The 23,862-nt window shown below is 26.8% G+C and carries 17 protein-coding genes, 1 tRNA gene and 1 pseudogene; 12 read left to right on the top strand and 7 right to left on the bottom strand.

All coding sequences use genetic code 11. The features are described 5' to 3' along the window. The first annotated feature begins 2 nt into the window (after positions 1-2). Positions 3-3,755, top strand: coding sequence for a helicase-exonuclease AddAB subunit AddA (gene addA / locus BN2920_RS01060; RefSeq protein ID WP_058293217.1), 3,753 nt, complete (start codon positions 3-5; stop codon positions 3,753-3,755). Between the two features lie 51 nt (positions 3,756-3,806). Here the strand turns inward: addA and BN2920_RS01055 are convergent, their stop codons facing one another. Beyond that, complete coding sequence (locus BN2920_RS01055) at positions 3,807-4,796, bottom strand: L,D-transpeptidase (protein ID WP_242868280.1); 990 nt, start codon at positions 4,794-4,796, stop codon at positions 3,807-3,809. 339 nt (positions 4,797-5,135) lie between these two features. On the opposite strand from BN2920_RS01055, the gene BN2920_RS01050 reads away from it, so the two are divergent. Further along, entirely contained in the window at positions 5,136-5,927 is a 792-nt protein-coding gene (locus BN2920_RS01050; RefSeq protein ID WP_058293215.1) for a DUF1189 family protein, read from the top strand. Between the two features lie 57 nt (positions 5,928-5,984). On the opposite strand, the gene BN2920_RS01045 is transcribed toward BN2920_RS01050, so the two are convergent. Then, a complete protein-coding gene (locus BN2920_RS01045; RefSeq protein ID WP_058293214.1) occupies positions 5,985-7,151 on the bottom strand; it encodes a dicarboxylate/amino acid:cation symporter in 1,167 nt (388 codons plus the stop codon). Between the two features lie 222 nt (positions 7,152-7,373). Between BN2920_RS01045 and BN2920_RS01040 the strand changes: the two genes are divergently transcribed. The 3 genes from BN2920_RS01040 to BN2920_RS01030 all read left to right on the top strand — a co-directional run bounded on the left by BN2920_RS01040 (position 7,374) and on the right by BN2920_RS01030 (position 9,674). After that, positions 7,374-8,252: a sensor histidine kinase gene (locus BN2920_RS01040; protein WP_058293213.1), complete on the top strand. Its 879-nt coding sequence runs from the start codon at positions 7,374-7,376 to the stop codon at positions 8,250-8,252. 89 nt (positions 8,253-8,341) lie between these two features. Further along, a tRNA-Arg gene (locus tag BN2920_RS01035) sits at positions 8,342-8,416 on the top strand. Between the two features lie 121 nt (positions 8,417-8,537). Next, the gene (locus tag BN2920_RS01030; RefSeq protein WP_058293212.1) at positions 8,538-9,674 is read left to right on the top strand and encodes a Card1-like endonuclease domain-containing protein; all 1,137 of its coding nucleotides are present in this window, start codon (positions 8,538-8,540) and stop codon (positions 9,672-9,674) included. A gap of 131 nt (positions 9,675-9,805) precedes the next feature. Here BN2920_RS01030 and BN2920_RS01025 read toward each other — a convergent pair whose 3' ends face one another. After that, positions 9,806-10,702: a phosphatidylserine decarboxylase gene (locus BN2920_RS01025; protein ID WP_058293211.1), complete on the bottom strand. Its 897-nt coding sequence runs from the start codon at positions 10,700-10,702 to the stop codon at positions 9,806-9,808. 240 nt (positions 10,703-10,942) lie between these two features. On the opposite strand from BN2920_RS01025, the gene BN2920_RS01020 reads away from it, so the two are divergent. The 3 genes and pseudogenes from BN2920_RS01020 to BN2920_RS01015 all read left to right on the top strand — a co-directional run bounded on the left by BN2920_RS01020 (position 10,943) and on the right by BN2920_RS01015 (position 13,820). After that, the gene (locus BN2920_RS01020) at positions 10,943-12,667 is read left to right on the top strand and encodes a ferredoxin hydrogenase (RefSeq protein ID WP_058293210.1); all 1,725 of its coding nucleotides are present in this window, start codon (positions 10,943-10,945) and stop codon (positions 12,665-12,667) included. 89 nt (positions 12,668-12,756) lie between these two features. Next, positions 12,757-12,888, top strand: a pseudogene (locus BN2920_RS22550) (iron hydrogenase small subunit); the annotation flags it as partial. A 143-nt stretch (positions 12,889-13,031) separates the two neighbouring features. Beyond that, complete coding sequence (locus tag BN2920_RS01015; protein ID WP_058293209.1) at positions 13,032-13,820, top strand: HAD-IIB family hydrolase; 789 nt, start codon at positions 13,032-13,034, stop codon at positions 13,818-13,820. A gap of 57 nt (positions 13,821-13,877) precedes the next feature. On the opposite strand, the gene BN2920_RS01010 is transcribed toward BN2920_RS01015, so the two are convergent. From BN2920_RS01010 to BN2920_RS01000, 3 genes are all read right to left on the bottom strand, one after another. Then, on the bottom strand, positions 13,878-15,467 hold the full coding sequence (locus BN2920_RS01010; protein WP_058293208.1) for an ABC-F family ATP-binding cassette domain-containing protein: 1,590 nt from the start codon (positions 15,465-15,467) through the stop codon (positions 13,878-13,880). Between the two features lie 646 nt (positions 15,468-16,113). After that, positions 16,114-17,817 carry an ABC-ATPase domain-containing protein gene (locus BN2920_RS01005; protein ID WP_058293207.1) on the bottom strand — a complete coding sequence of 568 codons (1,704 nt, stop codon included), beginning with the start codon at positions 17,815-17,817 and terminating at the stop codon, positions 16,114-16,116. After that, positions 17,817-18,410 (bottom strand): DUF1836 domain-containing protein, encoded by a 594-nt coding sequence (locus tag BN2920_RS01000; protein ID WP_058293206.1) that lies wholly within the window; start codon positions 18,408-18,410, stop codon positions 17,817-17,819. The genes BN2920_RS01005 and BN2920_RS01000 overlap by 1 nt, the downstream gene beginning before the upstream one ends. 230 nt (positions 18,411-18,640) lie before the next feature. On the opposite strand from BN2920_RS01000, the gene trhA reads away from it, so the two are divergent. Continuing rightward, positions 18,641-19,288 (top strand): PAQR family membrane homeostasis protein TrhA, encoded by a 648-nt coding sequence (gene trhA, locus BN2920_RS00995; RefSeq protein ID WP_058293205.1) that lies wholly within the window; start codon positions 18,641-18,643, stop codon positions 19,286-19,288. 79 nt (positions 19,289-19,367) lie between these two features. Here trhA and BN2920_RS00990 read toward each other — a convergent pair whose 3' ends face one another. After that, positions 19,368-20,726: a YjiH family protein gene (locus BN2920_RS00990; protein ID WP_058293204.1), complete on the bottom strand. Its 1,359-nt coding sequence runs from the start codon at positions 20,724-20,726 to the stop codon at positions 19,368-19,370. Positions 20,727-20,981: 255 nt separating this feature from the next. On the opposite strand from BN2920_RS00990, the gene proB reads away from it, so the two are divergent. The 3 genes from proB to BN2920_RS00975 all read left to right on the top strand — a co-directional run bounded on the left by proB (position 20,982) and on the right by BN2920_RS00975 (position 23,514). Continuing rightward, on the top strand, positions 20,982-21,800 hold the full coding sequence (gene proB, locus BN2920_RS00985) for a glutamate 5-kinase (RefSeq protein ID WP_058293203.1): 819 nt from the start codon (positions 20,982-20,984) through the stop codon (positions 21,798-21,800). A gap of 36 nt (positions 21,801-21,836) precedes the next feature. After that, positions 21,837-23,081, top strand: a complete 1,245-nt coding sequence (locus tag BN2920_RS00980) for a glutamate-5-semialdehyde dehydrogenase (protein WP_058293202.1) — start codon at positions 21,837-21,839, stop codon at positions 23,079-23,081. Between the two features lie 196 nt (positions 23,082-23,277). Next, positions 23,278-23,514, top strand: a complete 237-nt coding sequence (locus BN2920_RS00975) for a hypothetical protein (protein ID WP_207644373.1) — start codon at positions 23,278-23,280, stop codon at positions 23,512-23,514. Positions 23,515-23,862: the final 348 nt, after the last annotated feature.

The following is a 23,862-nucleotide window of genomic DNA, read 5'->3' as shown; positions in this document are numbered from 1 at the left end:
ATATGGGAGAAACAAAATGGACTAATGAACAATTGAGTGCAATAAAAACCAGAAATTGCAATCTTTTAGTTGCAGCAGCTGCTGGTTCAGGAAAGACAGCAGTATTAGTAGAGAGAATTATAAAAATAATTACAGATGAAGAGAATCCAGTTGATATAGATAAATTATTAGTAGTTACATTTACTAATGCGGCAGCAGCAGAAATGAGAGAAAGAATTGCAAATGCAATATCAAAAGCATTAGATGAAAATCCAGATTCTAAAAATCTTCAAAATCAGTTAACTTTATTGAATAGAGCTAATATAACAACAATGCATTCTTTTTGTTTAGACGTAATAAGAAATAATTTTCACAAGATTGATTTAGACCCATCATTTAGAATTGGCGATCAGACAGAAACAATATTAATTAAATCTGACGTTATTGAAGAGTTATTTGAAGACAGATATGATAATGATGATCAAGAGTTTATTGATTTAGTTGAAGCTTTTAGCAGCTATAAAAGTGATGATAATTTAAAAGAATTAATATTAAATTTATATAACTTTATTATGTCTGCTCCATGGCCGGAAATGTGGTTAAAAGAAAGTACAGAAGCATTTAATATAAGCTCATTAGATGAGCTTAATAGAAGTAAATGGGCCGAAGTCTTAATAAATAGCATAAAGGTTGAAGTTGAAGGCTATATAAAAATGTATGATAAGGCTATTGATATAATAAATCATACAGATGGATTAGAAGGATATCTAGATAACTTTATAGATGAAAAAGAGTATTTAGAAAGAATCTATAAATTAGAGAATAATAATTTAGAGGAAATATATACTTTATTAACTGATATAAAGTTCCAAAGATTAAAGACAATAAAAAAAGATAAGATATCTGATGAAGATGCTCAAGGGATTGTAAAAAAGATAAGAGATGATATAAAAAAGAAAATAACAGACTTAAAGGATAATGCATTTTCTTTAATGCCTAAAGAGATGATTGAAAGTATACAAGGAGCATATCCATATGTTAAAAAATTATCTGAGATTATATTGGACTTTGGAGAGAGATTTTCAAAAAAGAAAAAAGAAAGAAATATATTGGATTTTAATGATTTAGAGCATCTATGCTTAAAAATATTAATTGATCATGATGAAGATAACAATATAATACCATCACAAGTAGCAAACGACTTTAGAGAATTTTTTGATGAAGTTCTTGTAGATGAATATCAAGACTCAAATAATGTACAGGAAACTATAATTAATCTTGTATCAAGAAAAGAGCTAAATAATCCGAATGTATTTATGGTTGGAGATGTAAAGCAGAGTATATATAGATTTAGGCAGGCAAATCCATCTTTATTTATAGATAAATATAATACTTATAAAATAAATGAAGGTCTAAATAGAAAGATTCAATTATACAAGAATTTTAGAAGTAGAAAAGAAGTAATAGATGGGGTTAACTATATATTTAAGGAATTAATGTCTGACACAGTTGGAGAATTAGAATATACAGAAGAAGAATCTTTAAACTTAGGAGCAAGCTATGAAATATCAAATGATGAATCAATTACCTTAGGTGGTCCTATAGAAGTTAACATTATAGGGAAAAAAGATGATAATATATATAAGGATACTGAAGAACATGATGAAAGTATTATTGATGATTCAGATGCTGAGATAACAGGAATAAATTTAGAGGGAAAAATAATAGCCAAAAGAATTAAAGAATTAATGTCATCAAATAATGAAAGTAAGTTTATGGTTTTAGATAAACAAACAGGAGAGTATCGTCCATTAAAATATAAAGATATAGTGATTCTATTAAGAGCAACAAAGAATTATTCAGAAGTTCTCCTTGAAGAATTAGGTGAGGAAGGAATACCAGTATATGCTGACACAGGTTCTGGATACTTTGAGTCTATAGAAATAAGAACAATAATGTCCTTACTTAAAGTAATAGATAATCCTCTTCAAGATGTTCCAATATTATCAGTGCTTAGATCACCTATAATGGGGTTTACAGCTGAGGAATTAACTGATATTAGATTGCAAGATAAAGAAAAGTATTTTTATGAAAATATATTATGCATTGCTGGAAAATATGATGAAAAGAGCGACAAAGTTTATTCTGATAAATTAATAGAAAAATGTAATTATTTTATAGAAAAGTTAACGGAATGGAGAGAGAAAGTTATATATACGCCCATAGATGAATTTATATGGATGTTATATATGGATACAGCATATTATGGATATGTTGGAGCTATGCCGAATGGAGTATTAAGGCAAGCTAACTTAAAGATTCTGTTCCAGAGAGCTAGGAAATTTGAAGAAACTAGCTTTAAAGGGCTATTTAATTTTATTAACTTTATTAATAGATTAACACGGTCATCTGGTGATATGGGAAGTGCGAAAATATTAGGGGAAAATGAAGATGTAGTTAGAATCATGAGTATACATAAGAGCAAAGGGCTAGAATTTCCAGTTGTATTTTTATGTGGAGCAGGAAAAAATTTTAATTTAATGGATTTAAATAAAAGTATACTATATCATCATGAATTAGGTTTTGGCCCAGATTTTATAGATTTAGAGAAAAGACTAAGTCTAGGTACATTAGCTAAAGAAGCAATTAAGAAAAAAATGAGATTAGAGACTTTATCTGAAGAGATGAGAATATTATATGTTGCATTAACTAGAGCTAAAGAAAAATTAATAATAACAGGATGTGTAAATGACATAGAAAAATCTATAGAAAAATGGTTTAATGCATCCATATTAGATAAGAATATAATATTACCATCAGAAGTTCTTAAAGGAAGATCGTATTTAGACTGGATAGGAATAGCTTTATGTAAACATAACGATGGAAATATTTTAAGAGAAAGAATAGCTGTATCTAATGAATTTTCAAAAGATGATTCTTCATCATGGAAGATAAATATAATAAGTAAAAATGAATTACTAAATGAAAAAGAAAATGAAGAAGTTGCTGAAGAAAATGAATTAACTATAAAAAAAGATGAAATAAATAAAGAACTTTATGAAGAAATATCTAGTAGGTTAGGGTATAAATATCCTTATGAATTAGCTACTACAATAAAGAGTAATATTTCAGTATCAGATTTAAAGAAAAAAAATATTGAAGAAACAGTAGATATTGAAGAAATATTTATAGAAAAAGAGCCACTTATACCAAAATTTCTTCAAGAGGAAAAGGGATTAACAGCATCAGAAAAAGGGACTATAGTTCATTTAGTAATGAAAAAGCTAAACTTGGATAAGGTAGATTCAGCAGAAGATATTAAATTACAAATAGGCAATATGGTAAGCGATGAGATTTTGTTGGAAGATGAGGCTAAAGTTGTTAGAGTAAATAAGATTCTAAAGTTTTTTAATAACCCATTAGGAAAAAGAATGATTGAGGTATATAAAAATAATCCTAATAAGCTCTATAGAGAAGTTCCGTTTTATACAGAAATAAGTAGCATAGAAGTAAATAATGAACTATCAGAAGAATATAAGAATGAAAATATAAGGTTACAAGGGATTATAGATTGTTTCTTTGAGGAAGAAGACAAAGTGATACTTATAGATTATAAAACTGATTATATTGAAGAAGAGAAGGAAGATGAATTTAAAAATAAATATATTAAGCAACTAGAATATTATAGTAATGCTATATTTAAAATAATAGGAAAAAAAGTAGATGAAAAATATTTATATTCGTTTTATTTAGACAAATATATTAGGCTAAGATAAAATGAAAAAAGAAATCATGGTTATGATTTGGGGAAGGTAACCATGATTTCTTTATTTTATTATGACTTTACTGTCTCTAGGAACATTTTCATAAATCCATTTTGCATCATCTAAATAAAGTCTAATGCATCCATGAGAGGATGGCTTATTTACTGTATAGTCAACAATAGTAGTTCTATCATTTGAATAAGGAAGTGAGTGAAAAAGAATATCGCCAGTTATTTGAGACCAATACTTACCTCCTTGATTATACTCATCAGAAAAGAACCATTCACCTTTTTCTTTTATTGAGAATGAGCCAACAGGTGTATTTTCGCCATCAATTCCAGTAGAGCAAGAGAATGTCTTTAATAAAGTCCAATTATCGGATTTACCTTCATATACATATGTTTTTTGATTATTTATATCTACATTTATTAAGAAATTTGTATCACTAGTTATATTTAGTGTATTTATATTATTAGGAGAAATTGTTGTAGTTAATGCTTTTGAAGAAGCTTCAAGTACACTAGAAGCATTATTTAAATAATCTTGTCTTTTGGTTTTTACTTCTTGAATCTTTTTAGAGATAGCTTTATCATCATTGATTAGTGAAGAATACTCAGATAGTAGATTTAATGCCTTTGTATAATAATCATTTTTTATTAATTCATCACATTGTAGATATATATCATTTTTTATATTTTTTTTACATTGATTAATATATCCTAATGAATTACTATAGTTAATATCTAGAAAACTAACATTATTGAAGTAATATAATGCATTTTCATAATCTTTATTGATATAATAGTTTATACCCTGAGTATAATAATCAACCGAATTAGTAAACTTAAATATAGAATCATTTATATAGTTGATCCTAGATGGAGATATTATTTTATAATGGTCTATTTCCCTTAATTGTATTAATATATCATTGATATCCTTATCTTTTAAGTTATTAGACATTATACTTAATTTATCATTAAAATAACTATGTAAGTCATTTTTTAGGCAAATAATTTTAAATGGATTTAAAGATTCTTTTGTTACAATCAAATTATTTGCTTCAGAAAATTTATAATTATTAAAGTTTGCTTTAAAAGAATTTAAAAGGTTATTATATCTATAATGACTGTAAGATAGAGTAAATAAAAAACTTAAGCATATTATAATATAAATGAATAATTTTTTATAAGATTTTATTGTACTTTTAAAGTATTTATTATTTATTAGATTCAAAATTAACCTCCTAAAGTATATAAATATAATATATAGTTATTTATAATATTGACCATAAATATAAATAATAAACATATAATTTATATATACAATTAGGTAGTAAATTATTAAAATCTAGGTAAAATCAATATTATATATTGTATTCTGGAGGAAAGAATGAAAAATAAAACTAATTTTTTAAAAAAGTTTATAACATCTATATATGATATAGATGTTTTTTCAAAATATATAAAAGAAGGAGTATTTAGAGCTATTATTTATATGATATTAATGACTATAATAGTGTCTAGCATAAAAAGCGGAATAATAGTACACTCTATAAATAAAAATATATCTGGCATAATTAATAGCTTAGAAAATAATAATGGTATTTATATAGAAGATGGAGAATTAACTTTAAATTGCGAACCAATTACTTTGGAAAATAATAATATATTAATATATATAGATGATAATGACACGATTGAAGAGTCATGGAAATTAAATGGTAGAATATACACTCAAGATGTAAGCTTATTATGGTTAAAAAATGGAATAGTATTTTATGATAATTCTAATGTATATAAAATGAATTATAAAAATTTCCTGGGAAATGAGAATGTTAATTCAGAGCAACTTAGAAATATATTAAATGATATAAAAATTAAGTTAGGAATAGTTGTATTTAAAGTAACGATATGGATTGAAATGTGTGGGATGTTAGTTAATAGTTTTATAATAACAATGATAGCATCTTTAATTGCTATTTTTATGAAGATGATAATTAGATATTCTGCTTTGTATTCGATGGTTATATATGCAGCGACATTACCATTCATAATTAAGATTATATTAGAATGTTTTAATTATAATGTAGATTTAGATAGTGTATTTATAATTGGAACCGTAACATATATAATATTTATATTAAGGCATATTAAAGCACAGATATTAGGAAGAATCAGTTAAATATAAAAAGTTACTTGATGAATTTATATTACCAAGTAACTTTTTATATTTAATATATCATTTATCTTTCTTTTTTATGAAATAATCTATAATTAATGATAAGGCGCCATCTCCAGTTACGTTTGTAGCAGTACCAAAACTGTCTTGAGCCGAGTGTAATGCTATCATTATTGGTTTTTCTAAGTTTCCGAATCCCAACATGCCTTCAAGTAATCCAAGTGCAGCCATAACCCCACCACCAGGAACACCAGGTGCAGCTACCATAGTTATACCTAGCATTAGGATGAATGGCATCATAGTTGAAAATGTAGGAGATTGACCTTTCATTAACATTACTCCAATAGAAGTTAGAACAATGGTTATTGTATCTCCAGCTAGATGAATTGTTGCACATAAAGGTACAACTAAATCAGCCACCTCTTCAGACACTTCATTTTCCTTTACACAGTTTAATGTAACAGGAATAGTTGCAGCTGATGATTGCGTACCAACAGCAGTTAGATATGCTGGCAGCATATTTCTTAATAATTTAAAAGTATTCTTTTTATTTAAAAATCCAGCTAATGAGTACTGAAATATTAAATAAAATATTTGTAGTGAAAATAGTATTAAATATACATAGCCGAAAGATTTTATTGTTGTAAATATTTCACCAGTTAAAGATAGCTTTGAGAATATTGCTCCTATGTATATTGGTACTAATGGAATGATTATTTTCGAAATAATCATGGAAACTATTAAACTAAACTCTTCAAAGCCTTTTAATAGGCTACTATTTTTTACTTGCGATAAACCAATGCCAAATATAAAAGCAAAAACTAAAGCAGACATTATATCTAATATTGCAGGAATATCTATTATGAAATAAGGATCAACATTTAAAGATGAATTTGAAGCTAAAGTGGCTTCTGATATTAGTTTTGGTAAAAAAGTTATTCCTAGAAAATAGGCTATAGTTCCAGCTATTATTGTTGAAATGTATGCTAAAATAGTTGTTGCAATTAATGCTTTTCCTGATTTTTTCCCAAGAGTTGCTATTCCAGGAACTATGAAAGCTATAATTATAAAAGGTATTACAAATGATAAGAAATTTCCAAATAGAGAACTAAATGTTGAAAGAACTCTTATGGGAAAAGTAATTTCTATTTGCTTACAAGCAAGTCCTAAGATAATTCCTAAAATTAAAGCAAAAAATATACGTTTGATTAATGAAAAATTGTTCATAAATATACTCCTATAGATTTGTGTCTACAATTAAAAAACATTTGTGTTTTTTACAAATACAAATATAGCATTCAATTAAGATAACGTCAATAATATTGTTTAAAATAATATAATTTTGCAGAAAAAAAGAAAATAATATATAAAATCATGATAGTTGATTTTTATGGTAAAAAATGGTATTATAATTTTGTGGTATAAAATATAGATAGGTGGAGAGAATTTATGGTTTCAACGAGCATTAGTAAAGTCAGAGAATTTGATAATATGGTTAATTATGATAAAAACGAATTATATAAATTAAATAAAGATGAGTTAATTAAAGAGATATTAAAATTAAAAGAAGAAAAACAAATACAGGAAGATTTTTTGTTAAATATTTCTCATGATTTGAGATCACCGTTAAATGTAATACTGAGTGCTATGCAATGTTATGATGATGTAAAATGTAATGATCATTTAAATATAATAAAGAGAAATTGCTATAAAATGCTTAAGTTAGTTAATAACTTAATAGATACTACAAAGCTTTGTAAAAAATATTATAATTTAAATTTAATAAATATGGACATAATATCATTGATAGAAGGAGATATAGAGTTAATAGACAAATATGCAAAACAAAAAAATATATCTCTTGTTTTTGATACAAATGTTGAAGAATGCGTAATGGCTATAGATCCCGATGCAGTAGATAGAATAATTACTAACTTATTATCTAATTCAATAAAATTTTCACCAGAAGATAGTAATATTTATATAAATGCATGGTGTGGAAAAAATAAAATAAGTTTATCAATTAAAGATCAAGGTATAGGAATACCACTAAATGATCAAAAAAATATATTCAATAGATTTATCCAATCCAGTAATAATAAAAATAGTGAACATAAAGGTAGTGGAATCGGATTAGATTTGGTGAGATATTTAATAGAAGCTCATAATGGTAATGTAAGATTAATAAGTGAAGAAAACAAAGGGTGTGAATTTATTCTGGAAATTCCAATAAGAAAAGCAGAAGAGGCAAAATCTAAAATTAAAGAAATGGAATCTATAAAAAAGATAGATGTATTAGAAATAGAATTTTCTGATATATATTTATAAAATAAATATAAATATATTATTATAAGATTACTATAATCCTTGATTATTATGGTAGCTTGTGATAATATATTTTTGTTAATAAAATATATGGAGCGTTAGTTAAACGGATATAACTTACCGCTACGGACGGTACATTGAGGGTTCGATTCCTTCACGCTCTGCCATTTTAAAGATTTAGCTTAAATAAAAGCTAAATCTTTTTTTTATAAAATAAATTACATAAATATTATAAAAATGGATAATTTAATAATAGGTAATTCGAAATATAGAAATGGTGTAAGTATTATGAGAAGAATATTAATTAACTTATTTGACATACATAACGAAAATGGTTTAATAGCAATAGATAAATTTAAACCTGACAAAGTTATTTACTTAATAGATGATACGAAAGATGATTTGTATGAACAAACCTATGAATGTTGCAAAAGAATGTTTAATAATGTGATATTTGAAAGCTTTAGAATTAGAAATGGTGATATTAGTGGTATAAATGAATTAATAAATAGAATTAATGATGAAATTATTGTTAATGTTACTGGAGGAGATCGTATAAATTCTTTAATATTGCTTAATATAGCATTATTTAAGAAATGTAATATTATATATATTGATATATTGACTAAAACAATTTATAGATTTGGAGATAATTTATCAAAGACTAATGAAGAAATTAGTGATTTTTATATTGGTGATATTTTAAAAACGAGTGGATCAGAAATTATAATGGATTCTTCAGAATTAAGCAATGATAAGAATGTTATATGCATAACAAAAAGGATATATGAGAACCTAGATGTTTGGTATAAATATAAAAAGGTATTATATAATACGCAGGCATTTATACATGATTATTTTAATGATACTAAGATAACAGTAGATTTAAAGTATTTAAATACAGAAGAAATAAAGATACTAAGGATTTGCCTGGATTATTTATATAAATTGGAATCTATAAAGTATGAAGAAAATAAAAATATCATAGAAGTATCTTTTTTAAATAAATATATTAAGGGATTTATATTTAAAAGCGGAACATGGTTGGAGGTTTTAACCAATATAGTTATAAACGAAATAAGAGAAATTGATGAAGTAAAAAGTGGAGTGACATTTTTATGGAAAGATCAGAATGGAAAAATTAAAAATGAGCTAGATATATTAGCTGTTAAAGATTCAGTGCTTATATGTATATCATGTAAGGATAGTGAAAAATATGATGAAAATGCATTAAATGAGTTAGAAGTGTATAGTAAAAGAATTGGAGGGAAAAATACTAAGAAAATATTAGTAGCAACAAAGCCTCCTTGTAAGAAATGCGTTTATGAAAGAGCAAAGGCTATGGGAATAAATCTGGTTATTGTTAATTCAGATATAAATATATTTAGAAAAAATTTAAGTAATATAATTAATGATAGAAACTGAACTTATATTTAAAATTGATATATTAAATATAATTGAAAATTCGAAGATGAAATAATAAAAATAAGCTCATTCTTATAATAAAACTGTTTATTATAAGAATGAGCTTATATACATTGCATATTTTTTTAAGTTTACAATTTATTAGACTTATATCCTATTGTTTCTCCAAAAGAGACCTTGCTTTCAAATCCGAGATTAGATTGCTGCAAAATATCATCATCTATATTAACAGTATCTTTTTTAAAAAATAGTATAATAGTTGATCCACCAAATTTGAAGTATCCTTTCTCATCACCTTTATTAACTTTAGTATCAGGCGTATATGTTTGAATTATTGATCCTACGCATGTGGCCCCTACCTCAATCATAAGGACTTCATCAAAATTATCTGATTTAAATAAAGTCCATTCTCTTTTATTCTCACAGAATATGTTTGAAATATTTTTTAGGGCAATTGGGTTAACTGAGTAATAAAAACCATTAATAAAATGACTTTCAGTAGGAATTCCTGAATCTATAAAATGAAATCTATGATAATCTGTAGGCGCTAATCTAAGTATTAAACATACACCATTTTCATAATTACTAGCAATATTATCATTATTTATTAGCTTTCTTAAGCTATATGTTATATTTTTTACTTGTACAAGATTATCAATGGAAATATTAGTATAACAAGTAAGTCTTCCATCTCCAGGTGATATTAATGCATTTAGGTCAAAATTTATTTCTCTTGCAGAAGAAGTTAACTTACGTGCAAAAAAGTCATTAAATGAATTGAATTCATTAGCTTTTTTTAATGATAAATTTATATCAATATTATAATCCTTGATAAAGGCATTTATTTTATTAGAGCTTAGCTTAGTATCACAGTATAAACCATATAATTTAGAAAATAATTTTTTTTTCAAAAAAATCTCAGTTAGATTCTTACCTATTAAAGATTCGTAAGTCCATTCAATATATTTTTTACCAACTACTTGTTCTTCCTCATATGATTTTGTTTTTCTATTATAAATTTGAATCATATCTATTTATGTCAAAAATATAGATTTATCTGACAATTATCCTCCGTTCTTTATTTATATATATGTATTATAACTTAAATAGCATTATTTTATAAGGTCAACTAGATAATAATAAGGTTAACTTAAGAATAAAATAAATTTATATGTTTATTTTTATTGAAAAGTTTGATAAAATAATAACAAGTGCGAGTTTTTATTTGTGTGTTAAAAAAATAACAATATTAAAAGGAGTATATATTCATGATTAATTTAATAATTGATGAAAAAGAGATTCAAGTTGAAGAAGGAAAAACAGTTTTAAAAGCTGCATTGGAAAATGATATTGATATACCTACATTATGCTATTTAAATGAGTGTGGAAATGTAGGAAAATGTGGAGTTTGTGCTGTAGAAATAGAAGGAAAAAGCAATTTAGCGCTTGCATGTATTACTAAAGCAGAAGAAGGAATGGTAGTGCATACAAATTCAGAAAAGGTTCAAGAAAGAGTAAGAACAAGAATCTCAACCTTGTTGGACAAGCATGAATTTAAGTGTGGACCATGTCCAAGAAGAGAAAATTGTGAATTTTTAAAATTAGTTATAAAAACAAAAGCAAAAGCTAGCAAACCATTTGTAGTTGAAGATAAAGAAAAATATGTTGATTCTAGAAGTAGTGCTATTATGTTAGATAGAACTAAATGTGTGTTATGTGGAAGATGTGTAGCTGCTTGTAAAGAATTTACAAATACTTGTTCTATACAATTCATCAAAAAGGATGGTCAAAGAGCTGTTGGAACTGTAGAAGATAAATGTTTTGATGAATCTACTTGCTTATTATGTGGACAATGTGTAATTGCATGTCCTGTTGGAGCACTTACTGAAAAACCACATATTGATAGAGTTAAAGCTGCAATTGAAGATCCTAAAAAGCATGTTATAGTTGCTATGGCACCAGCTGTTAGAACTTCTCTTGGAGAATTATTCAATATGGGATATGGTCAAGATGTAACTGGAAAGATATATACAGCTTTAAGAATGCTAGGATTTGATAAGATATTTGATATAAACTTTGGAGCTGACATGACTATAATGGAAGAAGCTACAGAGCTCTTACAAAGAATTAAGGCTGGTGGACCATTCCCAATGTTTACATCTTGTTGTCCAGCGTGGGTAAGACAGGTACAAAATTATTTCCCGGAATTTTTAGATAATCTTTCATCAGCAAAATCACCACAACAAATTTTTGGTACAGCATCAAAAACATATTACCCATCAATTGAAGATATAGATCCTAAAGATGTGTTTACTGTAACTGTAATGCCTTGTAATGATAAAAAATACGAAGCAGAACTTCCAGGCATGGAGATTGATGGTATTAAGAATATAGATGCAAGTATAACAACTAGAGAACTTGCGAAGATGATTAAAGATGCAAAAATAAAATTTGCTACATTAGAAGATAGTGAAGCTGATCCTGCAATGGGAGAATACAGTGGAGCAGGTGTTATATTCGGGGCTACTGGCGGTGTTATGGAAGCTGCACTTAGAAGTGCAAAAGATTTCTGTGAAGGCAAAGATTTAGAAGAAATAGAATATAAAGAAGTTAGAGGACTTAAAGGAATTAAAGAAGCTACAGTTAATATAGGTGGAAATGACTATAATGTAGCAGTAATAAATGGTGCATCTAATGTATTTAAGTTTATGGAAAGTGAAAAATTAAAAGAAAAACAATATCACTTTATTGAAGTTATGGCATGCCCAGGCGGATGTGTAAATGGTGGTGGACAACCACATATTAGTGCTAAAGAAAAAGATAAAATAGATATTAAGACTGTTAGAGCTTCAGTTTTATATAATCAAGATAAACATTTAGAAAAGAGAAAATCACATAAAAATGAAGCAATTATAAAGATGTATGATGAATATATGGGTAAACCTGGAGAAGGATTAGCTCATAAATTACTACATTACAAATATAAGAAGTAGTATACATAAAAAGTATTAGTATTTTATACAGGTGTTGATTATTGGATCAAAATAGTTCTTAGCTATATAAATATTTATTTTGATTTNATAATCAAGATAAACATTTAGAAAAGAGAAAATCACATAAAAATGAAGCAATTATAAAGATGTATGATGAATATATGGGTAAACCTGGAGAAGGATTAGCTCATAAATTACTACATTACAAATATAAGAAGTAGTATACATAAAAAGTATTAGTATTTTATACAGGTGTTGATTATTGGATCAAAATAGTTCTTAGCTATATAAATATTTATTTTGATTTATAACACAACACATGTATAATTTTTATGTAATGATATTATTTAAGGAGTATATACTAATGAAATTATTAGCAAGTGATTTGGATGGAACTTTATTTAAGAATAATATGATCTCGAGAGAAGATCTGCATGCATTAAAAAGATTTCGTGAAGAGGGAAATAAGGTTATAGTATCTACAGGAAGAACGAAACAGGGTGTTGATACTATATTTAAAGATTATTATTTTGATTATGATTACTTAGTTCTTTGTAATGGTGGATTAATACTAGATAATGAGAATAAAATAATACATAAGAAATCTATACCTAATAAGATAGTCATTGATATAATTAATAAATTTTTTAACTATAAAAGTTCAATGATATATTATGATGATGGAGAAGCAACTAAAATTATAGACAATCCTTTAATTGATAAATCTAATATAGATAGAGACTTTTTTGAAAGTTTTGCAAATAAGGTTTTGCTAAATGAAGCCCTAAATGGTAAAAAGGATTGCCAAATGATGAGCGTATTTAATGTAGAACAATCTATTGAATTAGCAGAAGAAATAAGAAAATTAATTATTGATGAATATGGTGACTATATAGAAGCATTTAGAAATCAATGCTTCATAGATATAGTGCCTAAAGAATGCTCAAAAGGGAATGCACTTAGTATGATTCTACAAGATGAGAATTTAGATGCTGATTGCCTATATTGTGTTGGAGATTCATTCAATGATGTTTCAATGTTTAATATAACTAAGAATAGTTATACATTCAATGAAGCTGAGGAAAAAGTAAAACCATATGCTAATAATATAATAGATAATGTTTATGAGATTGTCGATGAAATTTTAAAATAATAAAATGCACCTGCTAACATATTAAGTCAACAGGTGCATTTTATTATTTATTATTTATTATTTATTTGAAAACTCTATATATTCATCGAATGTCATAGTTCTATCAACTATAGAGCCATCATCTTTAATATCTATAATTCTATTTGCAATAGTTTGAACAAATTGATGGTCATGAGATGCAAATAATAAATTACTGTTATAATCCTTTAGGCCGTTATTAACAGCTGTTATTGATTCAAGATCAAGATGGTTAGTAGGTTGATCTAGCATTAATACATTCGCATTAGAAAGCATCATTTTAGATAGCATACATCTAACCTTTTCTCCTCCTGATAATACATTAGCTTCCTTTAAAGCTTCTTCTCCAGAGAATAACATTCTTCCAAGGAATCCTCTTATATAACTTTCAGATTTTTCTTCAGAATATTGTCTTAACCAATCTACTAAAGATAAATTACAATTTTCAAAATATTTAGTATTGTCAGTTGGGAAATATGCAGTTGTAATAGTTATTCCCCATTTATATTCACCACTATCTGGTTCCATTTCACCAGCTAATATTTTAAATAATGTAGTTACGGCAATTTCATTACCTATAAGAGCTATTTTATCACCTTTATTAACCATGAAGTTAACATTATCTAAAACCTTAACTCCATCAATAGTTTTAGATAAATCCTTAACTGTTAAGATATCATTACCAACTTCTCTTTCAGGCTTGAATCCTACGAAAGGATATCTTCTGCTTGAAGGTTGGATATCATCTAAAGTAATCTTATCTAATAGCTTCTTTCTTGAAGTCGCTTGCTTAGATTTAGATGCATTAGCGCTGAATCTTGCGATAAAGTCTTGAAGTTCTTTGATCTTTTCTTCTTTTTTCTTATTTTGGTCTTTAGACATTTGAAGAGCTAATTGGCTAGATTCATACCAGAAATCATAGTTACCAACATATAGCTTAATCTTTCCAAAATCAACATCAGCCATTTGAGTACAAACTGAGTTTAAGAAATGTCTATCATGGGATACAACTATAACAGTTCCATCAAAATTACCTAGGAAGTCTTCAAGCCAGTTTACAGCCTTTAAGTCAAGACCATTAGTAGGTTCATCTAGGATTAATATCCCAGGGTTACCAAATAGGGCTTGAGCTAAAAGTACCTTAACCTTTTCAGCTTCTGTTAATTCTGATACGTTTCTGAAGTGATATTCAGTGCCAATTCCTAAACCTTGTAAAATTGTTGAAGCTTCTGATTCTGCTTCCCAACCATTAAGTTCAGCAAATTCACCTTCTAATTCAGAAGCTTTAATTCCATCTTCATCAGAGAAGTCTGGTTTTGCATATATCTCATCTTTTTCTTTCATGATTTGATATAATCTTTCATTACCCATTATTACAGTTTCTAAAACTTGATACTCATCATATTTATAGTGATCTTGTTGTAATACTGACATTCTTGTATTTGGAGCAATTATTACTTCACCAGTATTAGGTTCTACATCGCCAGATAATATTTTTAGAAATGTACTTTTTCCAGCACCATTAGCGCCTATTACTCCATAACAATTTCCAGGAGTGAATTTTATATTTACATCTTCAAAAAGTTTACGTCCGCCAAATCTCAGACTAACGTTTGATACAGTTATCAATCTAATTCTACCTCATTTCTAATATTTTATTAATTTATGCTCTTTAATGCACAATTTATAGTACACAATAATTATTTAGTTATGAACTCTAAATTATACACTAGCATAATCAGTTTCGATACTCATGTTGTTTATTATATCATAGATTTCTATTAAATGAGAATATATATGATATAGTTGATTAAGTAAAATATTGTTATAGTTTATATAAAATATGAATATGAAAATAATTTTATATAGAATTACTAAAATTGAATCATAAGATTTTAAATTAATCTATTTGAATTGAATTAATTATATAATAGAATAGCTATATTCTTATATTCTTATATTCTTATATTCTTATATTCTTATATTCTTATATTCTTATATTCTTATATTCTTATATTCTTATATTCTTAAGCACAGAACTTAAGTTTTGCATATTATGCGAATAGAGAGTCTATTGAACATATATGAATCAAGTTTCATTTTAAAATTATAATATCTTTGTTATTTTATAAAACTCTCATATAATAAGTTCTAGATTTAATCTAAATATTTGCTCAGCAAAAGTAAATTGTGAATAAAATTTAGAGTTATATACAAAAATAAAATGATATCCACAGAAAAATTCTTTAGAAGAATTGTATCTGTGGATATTTTTTTATAATTTTAAGTTTCTATATCTATTAAAGCACGAAATAATTTCTTGCTTTCTTGGCATAGATAAAGTTCCATTCCCATAAGAAGTGGAACTTATACTTATAAGTCCGTTCTTATTAATAAAGTCTAAAACATCAGTAACTATTTCTTGAAGTGTTTTATTATTATTTATTATTTTATCTTCTGCAAGCTTCATTATATATCCTAAAGCATCTATCTGCTCAGGATCTACAATTTGTTCTAATGATTTTAAATCTATTATATCTTTATTTATACACAAAGAGTCAGTGCCAATACTTTTGATTTTTACATTTCCTTTATAATCAGCAGATATAGTGCCTTTCTTTATCTTTCTATCAAAATCAATAGATATATGATTTTGACTATTTTGCCTTTCTTCAGATATAAAATTAGAGCTTATATCTTTAGCTATAGAGGTTACATCTTTAGCCTCATATTCATCCATTTGAATTACACAATCAGCTACATTAAAATAATCTCCACAGCTACCAACAGCTAATATAGTTGATATATCTAATTGTTTATATAAATCTTTAACTACGTCTATAAATGGAGTTATTGGCTCTTTATCTTTATTCACTAATCTCTGCATTAACTTATCTCTAATCATGAAATTAGTAGCAGAGGTATCCTCATCTATAAGAAATAGGGAAGTAGCAGATTCAATTCCTTCTATGATATTAGCCGCTTGTGATGTACTTCCGCTGGCGTTTTCACTATTAAATTTTTTTGTGTCTTTGCCATTAGGTAAATTATTTATAAAGAGTGATATATCTGTATCTTTTATTGACCTACCATCTTCAGATTTTATTTTTATGGCAGAATCATCTGTAATTACATATTCACGTCCATCTCCAATTATGTGGTTATAAACTCCAAGTTCTAAAGCTTTTAATAAAGTAGATTTTCCATGGTATCCTCCTCCGACTATTAAAGTGATACCTTTTTTTATTCCCATCCCAATAATCTTGCCTCGATTTGGCAGGTTAAGCTCTACTTGGAGATTTGATGGAGATTTAAATTTAATAGAATTTTTTAGTGGTTTGTTTGATATGCCGCTTTCTCTAGGTAAAATTGATCCATTAGCAACAAATGCAACAAGATTAAGCTCTTGTAATTTGCTTCTTATATAATTTTGATCTTCACTTAAATCAATTACAGATTTAATCTTATTTTTATCAAGATTATCATACTTAAGTGAATTATCTATGATTTTAGGGATGTATTCAAATAATATTTTTTCTAACTCTGAAGATAGAATACTTCTACCTCTTGCAGGAAAACCAACTTTAAATCTAACTTGAATTTCTTCTTCATTAATTAATACACATGTTCTTTCAATTACCTCTTGATCACATTTGCTTATTAGCATAAGTCCACTTTTACCAGATCCAGAACCTTTAGAAGCAATCCTAAATATATTATTGTAAAATAATCGTGTTATATAATCTTCTAAGGCAATTCTCTTGTACTTTTTATTAAAAAGTTCGCTGGGAAATCCAGCTACATTTTGAGTAATTATTATTCTAATGCTTGATGGAGAGGCAAATGGATCGCCTTGAATATGATCAATGCTTAATACATAATCCTTAAATAAATATTTTCCGGAAATAGTCTTATAAAGTCCATAACTTTTATTATTTAATGAAGAAAGTTGCTTTTTTAAATCAACAGAAGTTCTCACTATTTTTTCTCCTTTGCATCTTCAAAGCATTCGTCAATAATTCTTTCGCTCATTCGCCTAAATAAATTACTCATACTTACATAAGAACATGCAAGAAGAAGTTTTTCTTCATAATTGCCAAGATTTTTGTTTTTATTTTTTAAAATGTTCAAGGTATTTTCTTCAATTCTATGAGATGATTCTTTAAGTTCTTCCAAATTCAAATCATACATATCAAGAAATGATTGATATATATCATATAATGGATATTCTTTATCACTATCAAAGCTTTGAATAATTGGAGTAAGAAGAGTTTTTATATCAGTTAGGGATAAAGCCCCCTTTAAGTTATAAATTAATCCCATTAGAATTAAGTGATTCTTAGTATATTTTTTGTTTTTAATTTTCATTAATAGATTATCTTTAGCATAATTGTTGATCATAGTTTTAGTAAGAACCTTATCATCTGGATTTCTTTTTGTATATGCTAATCTTGTTTCAAATAGCTGCATTACCTGATCCATATATAAATCTAATTCTGGAAAATCATTTAGATCGATATTATTAGATCCTTTCTGGTCATTTATAAATGTATCAATATTAAAATCATTCATTATAAAATTCAACTCCTTACATAGTATTTAATACTACGTGATGTTATGTTATTTACAATTTAAATATTAATTGAAAGATTGGTAGATTTCAATACCTTATGAAAGAAATAATATATATTAAATAAAAAAAGTTACAAAACATATTGAAATGTTAGCAGTTATATGTAATAATATATATATACTCAACACATAGTTATTAAAACTATGTAAAAATAAATGGAGGTGTGAGAATGGAGAAACATATAAGAGAGCCTATTAATGGAATAACTCATATGATAGGTGCTGTATTATCACTTTTTGCTTTAGTTGCAATGATATCAAAGGTTTGGATAATGGGAGGATCAAAAATAGTACTTGGGTCGGTAATATTTTTTGGAGTAAGCATGATATTATTATATAGTGCTTCAGCTACTTACCATTCTGTAATGGCAAATGAAAAAATTATAAAAAGATTTAAGAGATTAGATCATTCAATGATATTTGTACTAATTGCTGGTTCTTATGCTCCGTTCTGTTTAGTTGCATTACATGGAAAAATTGGAATGAAGTTATTTTTAGCAGTAACAATATGTGCAGCAATTGGAATTATATTTAAGCTATGTTGGGTGACTTGCCCAAAATGGTTAAGTAGTGTTATGTATATAGGAATTGGATGGTTTGCTATATTTGCTATATATCCGATGTCACAAGTTCTGGAGCTACCAGCATTAATACTATTAGTATTAGGCGGAGTAATGTATACAATAGGTGGAGTAATATATGCGTTAAAATCTAAGAAAATAAAGATTGGCAAGTTTGAAAATCATGAGATATTTCATATATTCATAATGCTTGGAACATTGTGTCACTTTATATGTGTATTTAAGTATATAATTTAAAATGTTTTATTATAAAAAATTAAGGTATTAATGAAAATATTTATTTAGAGTATTTTCTTTAATACCTTAATTTCTTTGGCTAGAATATTATATTAGCGCATAGTACTATGATAGGAAGCGTAACCAATGTTCTTTCAATAAATATTATTATTAGATCTAAGAATTTTACTGGTATTTTTGATCCCAATAATAATCCACCCACTTCAGACATAAATATTAATTGAGTTACAGAAGTACATGCTATTATAAATCTTGTCATTGCGTTTGGAATAGTAGTAGCTATTACTGAAGGAATAAACATATCTGCAAAGCCTACTACTAATGTTTGAGAAGCAGCAGCAGCTTCAGGTACTTGGAGTAATTTTAATAACGGTATAAAAGGTAATCCTAAAATTTGAAAGAAGTTTGTATATTCAGCAATTATTAATGCTATTGTTCCCATTGCCATTACTGTTGGTAAAACACCAATCCACATATCCATTACATTTTTAAATCCTTCTATAAAGAATTCATATATATTACTGTTCTTTTCTGCTCTTTTCATGGCGTTTTCTAAACCAAAGGTAAATGAATTATAGCCAGATGGTATTACTTCGTTATCTTTTTTGCTTGAACCATCTATATATACATCAGGTTTTTTGGATAAAGGTGGTATTCTAGGTACTATTATAGCGGCTATAATCCCAGCAAGAGTAACTGTAAGGTAAAAAGGAACAAATAAATGTCCAAGTCCAACTTGAGAAATTATTACTAAACAAAATGTTATTGATACAGCAGAAAATGTAGTACCTATTATACATGCTTCTTTTTTGGTATAAAATTTTTCCTCATATTGTTTACCTGTAAGCAATATTCCAATAGTTCCATCACCAAGCCATGAAGTTATACAGTCTATAGATGAACGCCCAGGTAATTTAAAAATTGGTCTCATTATTTTAGATAGTAATGCACCAACAAAATCTAATAATCCATAATTTAATAGTAGAGGCAGAAGCATTCCAGCAAATAAAAATACAGAAAATAGTACTGGCAATAAACTAAATAATACCATGCCTCCAGTATCTACAGACCAAATAAATTCAGGACCAATTTCAAAATATGTAATAATTATTAGTATCATACCTATTATTCTTAGTATTAGCCATAATGTTGATACATTAAATAGTGAATTAATATACTTAAACTTATTTAATTTTTCAGGAGAGATAAATTTTATAATTATTCCTCCAATTGCAGAGATACTTATAAAGATAACTGCAAGTATAGGAAAAATGTTTTCTAATGCAGCAACTGTTAAATTAGATAATTGAGCTATTGGTATAGTAAACTCACCATTAATTTTTATTGGTGTCATAAATAATACAATACCTAACAGAGATGGAATCAAAAATTTTAGTAATGATCTTATATTATTTTGGTATGTCCAAATCTTTTTCATAACTTCTCCTTTTCATTTGTTGATTTATGTATAAAAAATTTATAAATATGCAATAATATTCATTTTAATACAAAACGACAAAAAATCAATAGGAATTATTTAATGTTTATATAATAAAATTAAATATAATTGTAAATATTAGTATTCCTTTAATTTATAACGATAATTCATTATAAATACATATGGAAAACATAAAAAAAAGCACGTATAATTAAATATAGATTGTAAGCGCGATTATATTTAGGAGTGTTATAAATGAGTTATAGAAAATATGTAGAAAAAGCAAATAGAATAGTTGTAAAAGTTGGTACATCAACATTAACTTATTCTAATGGTAAAATAAATTTAACAAGAATAGAAAAGCTAACAAGAGTTCTTTCAGACTTGTTGAATTCGGGAAAAGAAGTGGCATTAGTTACATCTGGTGCAGTTGGCGTTGGTGCAAGTAAATTAAAATTATCTAAAAAACCAGAAACAGTAATTGAGAAGCAAGCTGTTGCATCAGTTGGTCAATGTGAACTTATGCATATATATAGTAAATTTTTTGGTGAATATAGTCATATTGTTGGTCAAGTTTTATTAACAAGAGATGTTGTAGAGAATGATCATATTAGAGAAAATGTTTGTAATACATTTGAAAAACTTTTAGAAAAAGGTATAGTACCAATTGTTAATGAAAATGATACTGTATCAATAGATGAAATTGAAAACATATGCAATTTTGGGGATAATGATAATTTGTCGGCTATAGTTGCAGAATTGGTTAATGCTGATTTATTAATTATACTTTCTGATATAGATGGTTTTTATGATAAAGATCCAAGAAAAAATAAAGATTCGAAATTATTAAAAGAAGTATTAGAAGTAACTAAAGAACTAGAAGATTGTGCAGGCGGTGCAGGCAGCAATTTTGGTACTGGTGGAATGATAACAAAATTACAAGCAGCTAAGCGTGCAAATAATGCAGGAGTTCATATGGTTCTTGCTAATGGTGAAGATCCAGAGATATTAAATAGTATAGTAAAAGGTGATGAAATAGGAACTCTATTTGTGTCAAAGAAGAAAATTAACTAGTATTTATAAATATGATATAGGATAGGAGGAGATAAAGTGAGTGAATTAATAATTAAGGGGCAAAAAGCTAAAGAAGCATCTTATGAACTAAGTAATGCATCAACAAATGCTAAAAATGATGCATTATTATTTATGGCGGAGGAACTTATTAATGAAAAAGTATCAATATTAAATGCTAATGAAATTGATGTTGAAAATGCTAAAGCAAACGGCATGTCAGAAGCTATGCTAGATAGATTATCATTAAATGAAGATAGAATTAATGGCATGGCTGATGGACTTAAAGAGCTTATAGGTCTTCAAGATCCAATTGGAGAAGTTATTTCTATGTGGCAAAGACCAAATGGTCTTCAAATAGGGCAAAAAAGAGTTCCGCTTGGCGTTATAGGAATAATATATGAAGCAAGACCAAATGTAACTTGTGATGCAGCAGGACTTTGTTTAAAGTCAGGAAATACAGTTATATTAAGAGGTGGAAGTGATGCTATAAATTCTAATAAAGAAATAGTTAGAGTTTTAATTAAAGGATTAGAAAAGGCAGGTCTTCCAAAGGAATGTGTTCAGCTTATAGAAGATACGAGTAGACAAGTTGCTACAGATATGATGAAATTAAATGAATATATTGATGTTCTTATTCCAAGAGGTGGAGCAGGATTAATTCAATCGGTAGTTAAAAATTCTACTGTTCCTGTTATAGAAACTGGAACAGGAAATTGCCATATATATGTTGATGAGAGTGCAGATTTTAATATGGCTAAAAATATTGCTGTTAATGCAAAAGCATCAAGACCTTCAGTATGTAATGCGGCTGAAAAATTATTAATTAATGAAAATATAGCTGAAGAATTTCTTCCAATAGCAGTAAAAGTACTTAGAGAGGCTGGAGTTGTTCTTAGAGGAGATGAAAAGGCACAGGCTATTATTGATGATATAGAAAAAGCTAATGATGAGGATTGGGGCAAGGAATATTTAGATTATGTTATGGCAGTTAAAATAGTAAAGGATGTAGATGAAGCTATAAACCATATAAATAAGTATGGCACAGGCCATTCAGAAGCAATTATTACTGAGAGCTATAAAAACTCTCAGAAATTCTTGCAAAAGGTTGATGCAGCAGCTGTTTATGTAAATGCATCTACTAGATTTACTGATGGTTCTGAATTTGGTTTCGGTGCAGAAATAGGAATAAGCACTCAAAAGCTACATGCTAGAGGACCAATGGGGCTTAAAGAGCTTACTACTATAAAGTATGTTATTTATGGAAATGGTCAAATAAGATAATATTAGAAAATAAGAAAGATGCTTATGATGAATCATAAGCATCTTTTCTTTTACATTGATTCAGATAAGGTCAGTTCAGAAGAGGATAACTGTAACTGCCTAAATATTCTGAATATTTTTATATTTTAATTATATCATAAATAAAAATAAATTCAATGATTATCATAAATATGGATTGGGTCATCTTTATGATAATATGACTCATAAGAATAAAGATGTAGTGGAGGTATTGAATAGAATACAAGATAAACATATGAATTTGCATAAATTAGGTGAGGAGATAATCTCCCAAATAAAATCAGGTGATTATGATGTTATTAATAAATATAATACTACAGAGCAAATATCTAAAGATCTAATAAATGAATTTAATATGATAATAAATATAGCTAAGAAGTTGGATGATAGCGGTAGAAATGTATATGAAGAATAGCTTGAATAGATAAATTATAGATAAAAAAGTATGTTAAGTAGAAATAAAAATATAAGTTATATGAATATTTATACTTATTTATGAATAAATATGCTATAATGGTTAATGAATAAAGATTCTGTTTTTAAAAATTAAAGTTGATATATTTTATTCATATAAAAATATTAAAACTATCCTTAATATGTCTTGACATACTATTATCTATGAACTAGAATTATTAGAAAGAGAAAGTTAAGATGCACTTTAACTTGGTCCTGTGAGGCCAGAAAGGGATTAAAACTATGATTTTTATGCATATATGCATAATAAAGGTAATTTCATAGCTTATTTTTTGAAGGCGAATAATAT

It is taken from the genome of Clostridium neonatale (assembly GCF_001458595.1).
GTDB lineage: Bacteria > Bacillota > Clostridia > Clostridiales > Clostridiaceae > Clostridium > Clostridium neonatale.
Note: the sequence above shows the minus strand (reverse complement) of the source record. Positions and strands in the feature narration are given on the sequence as shown.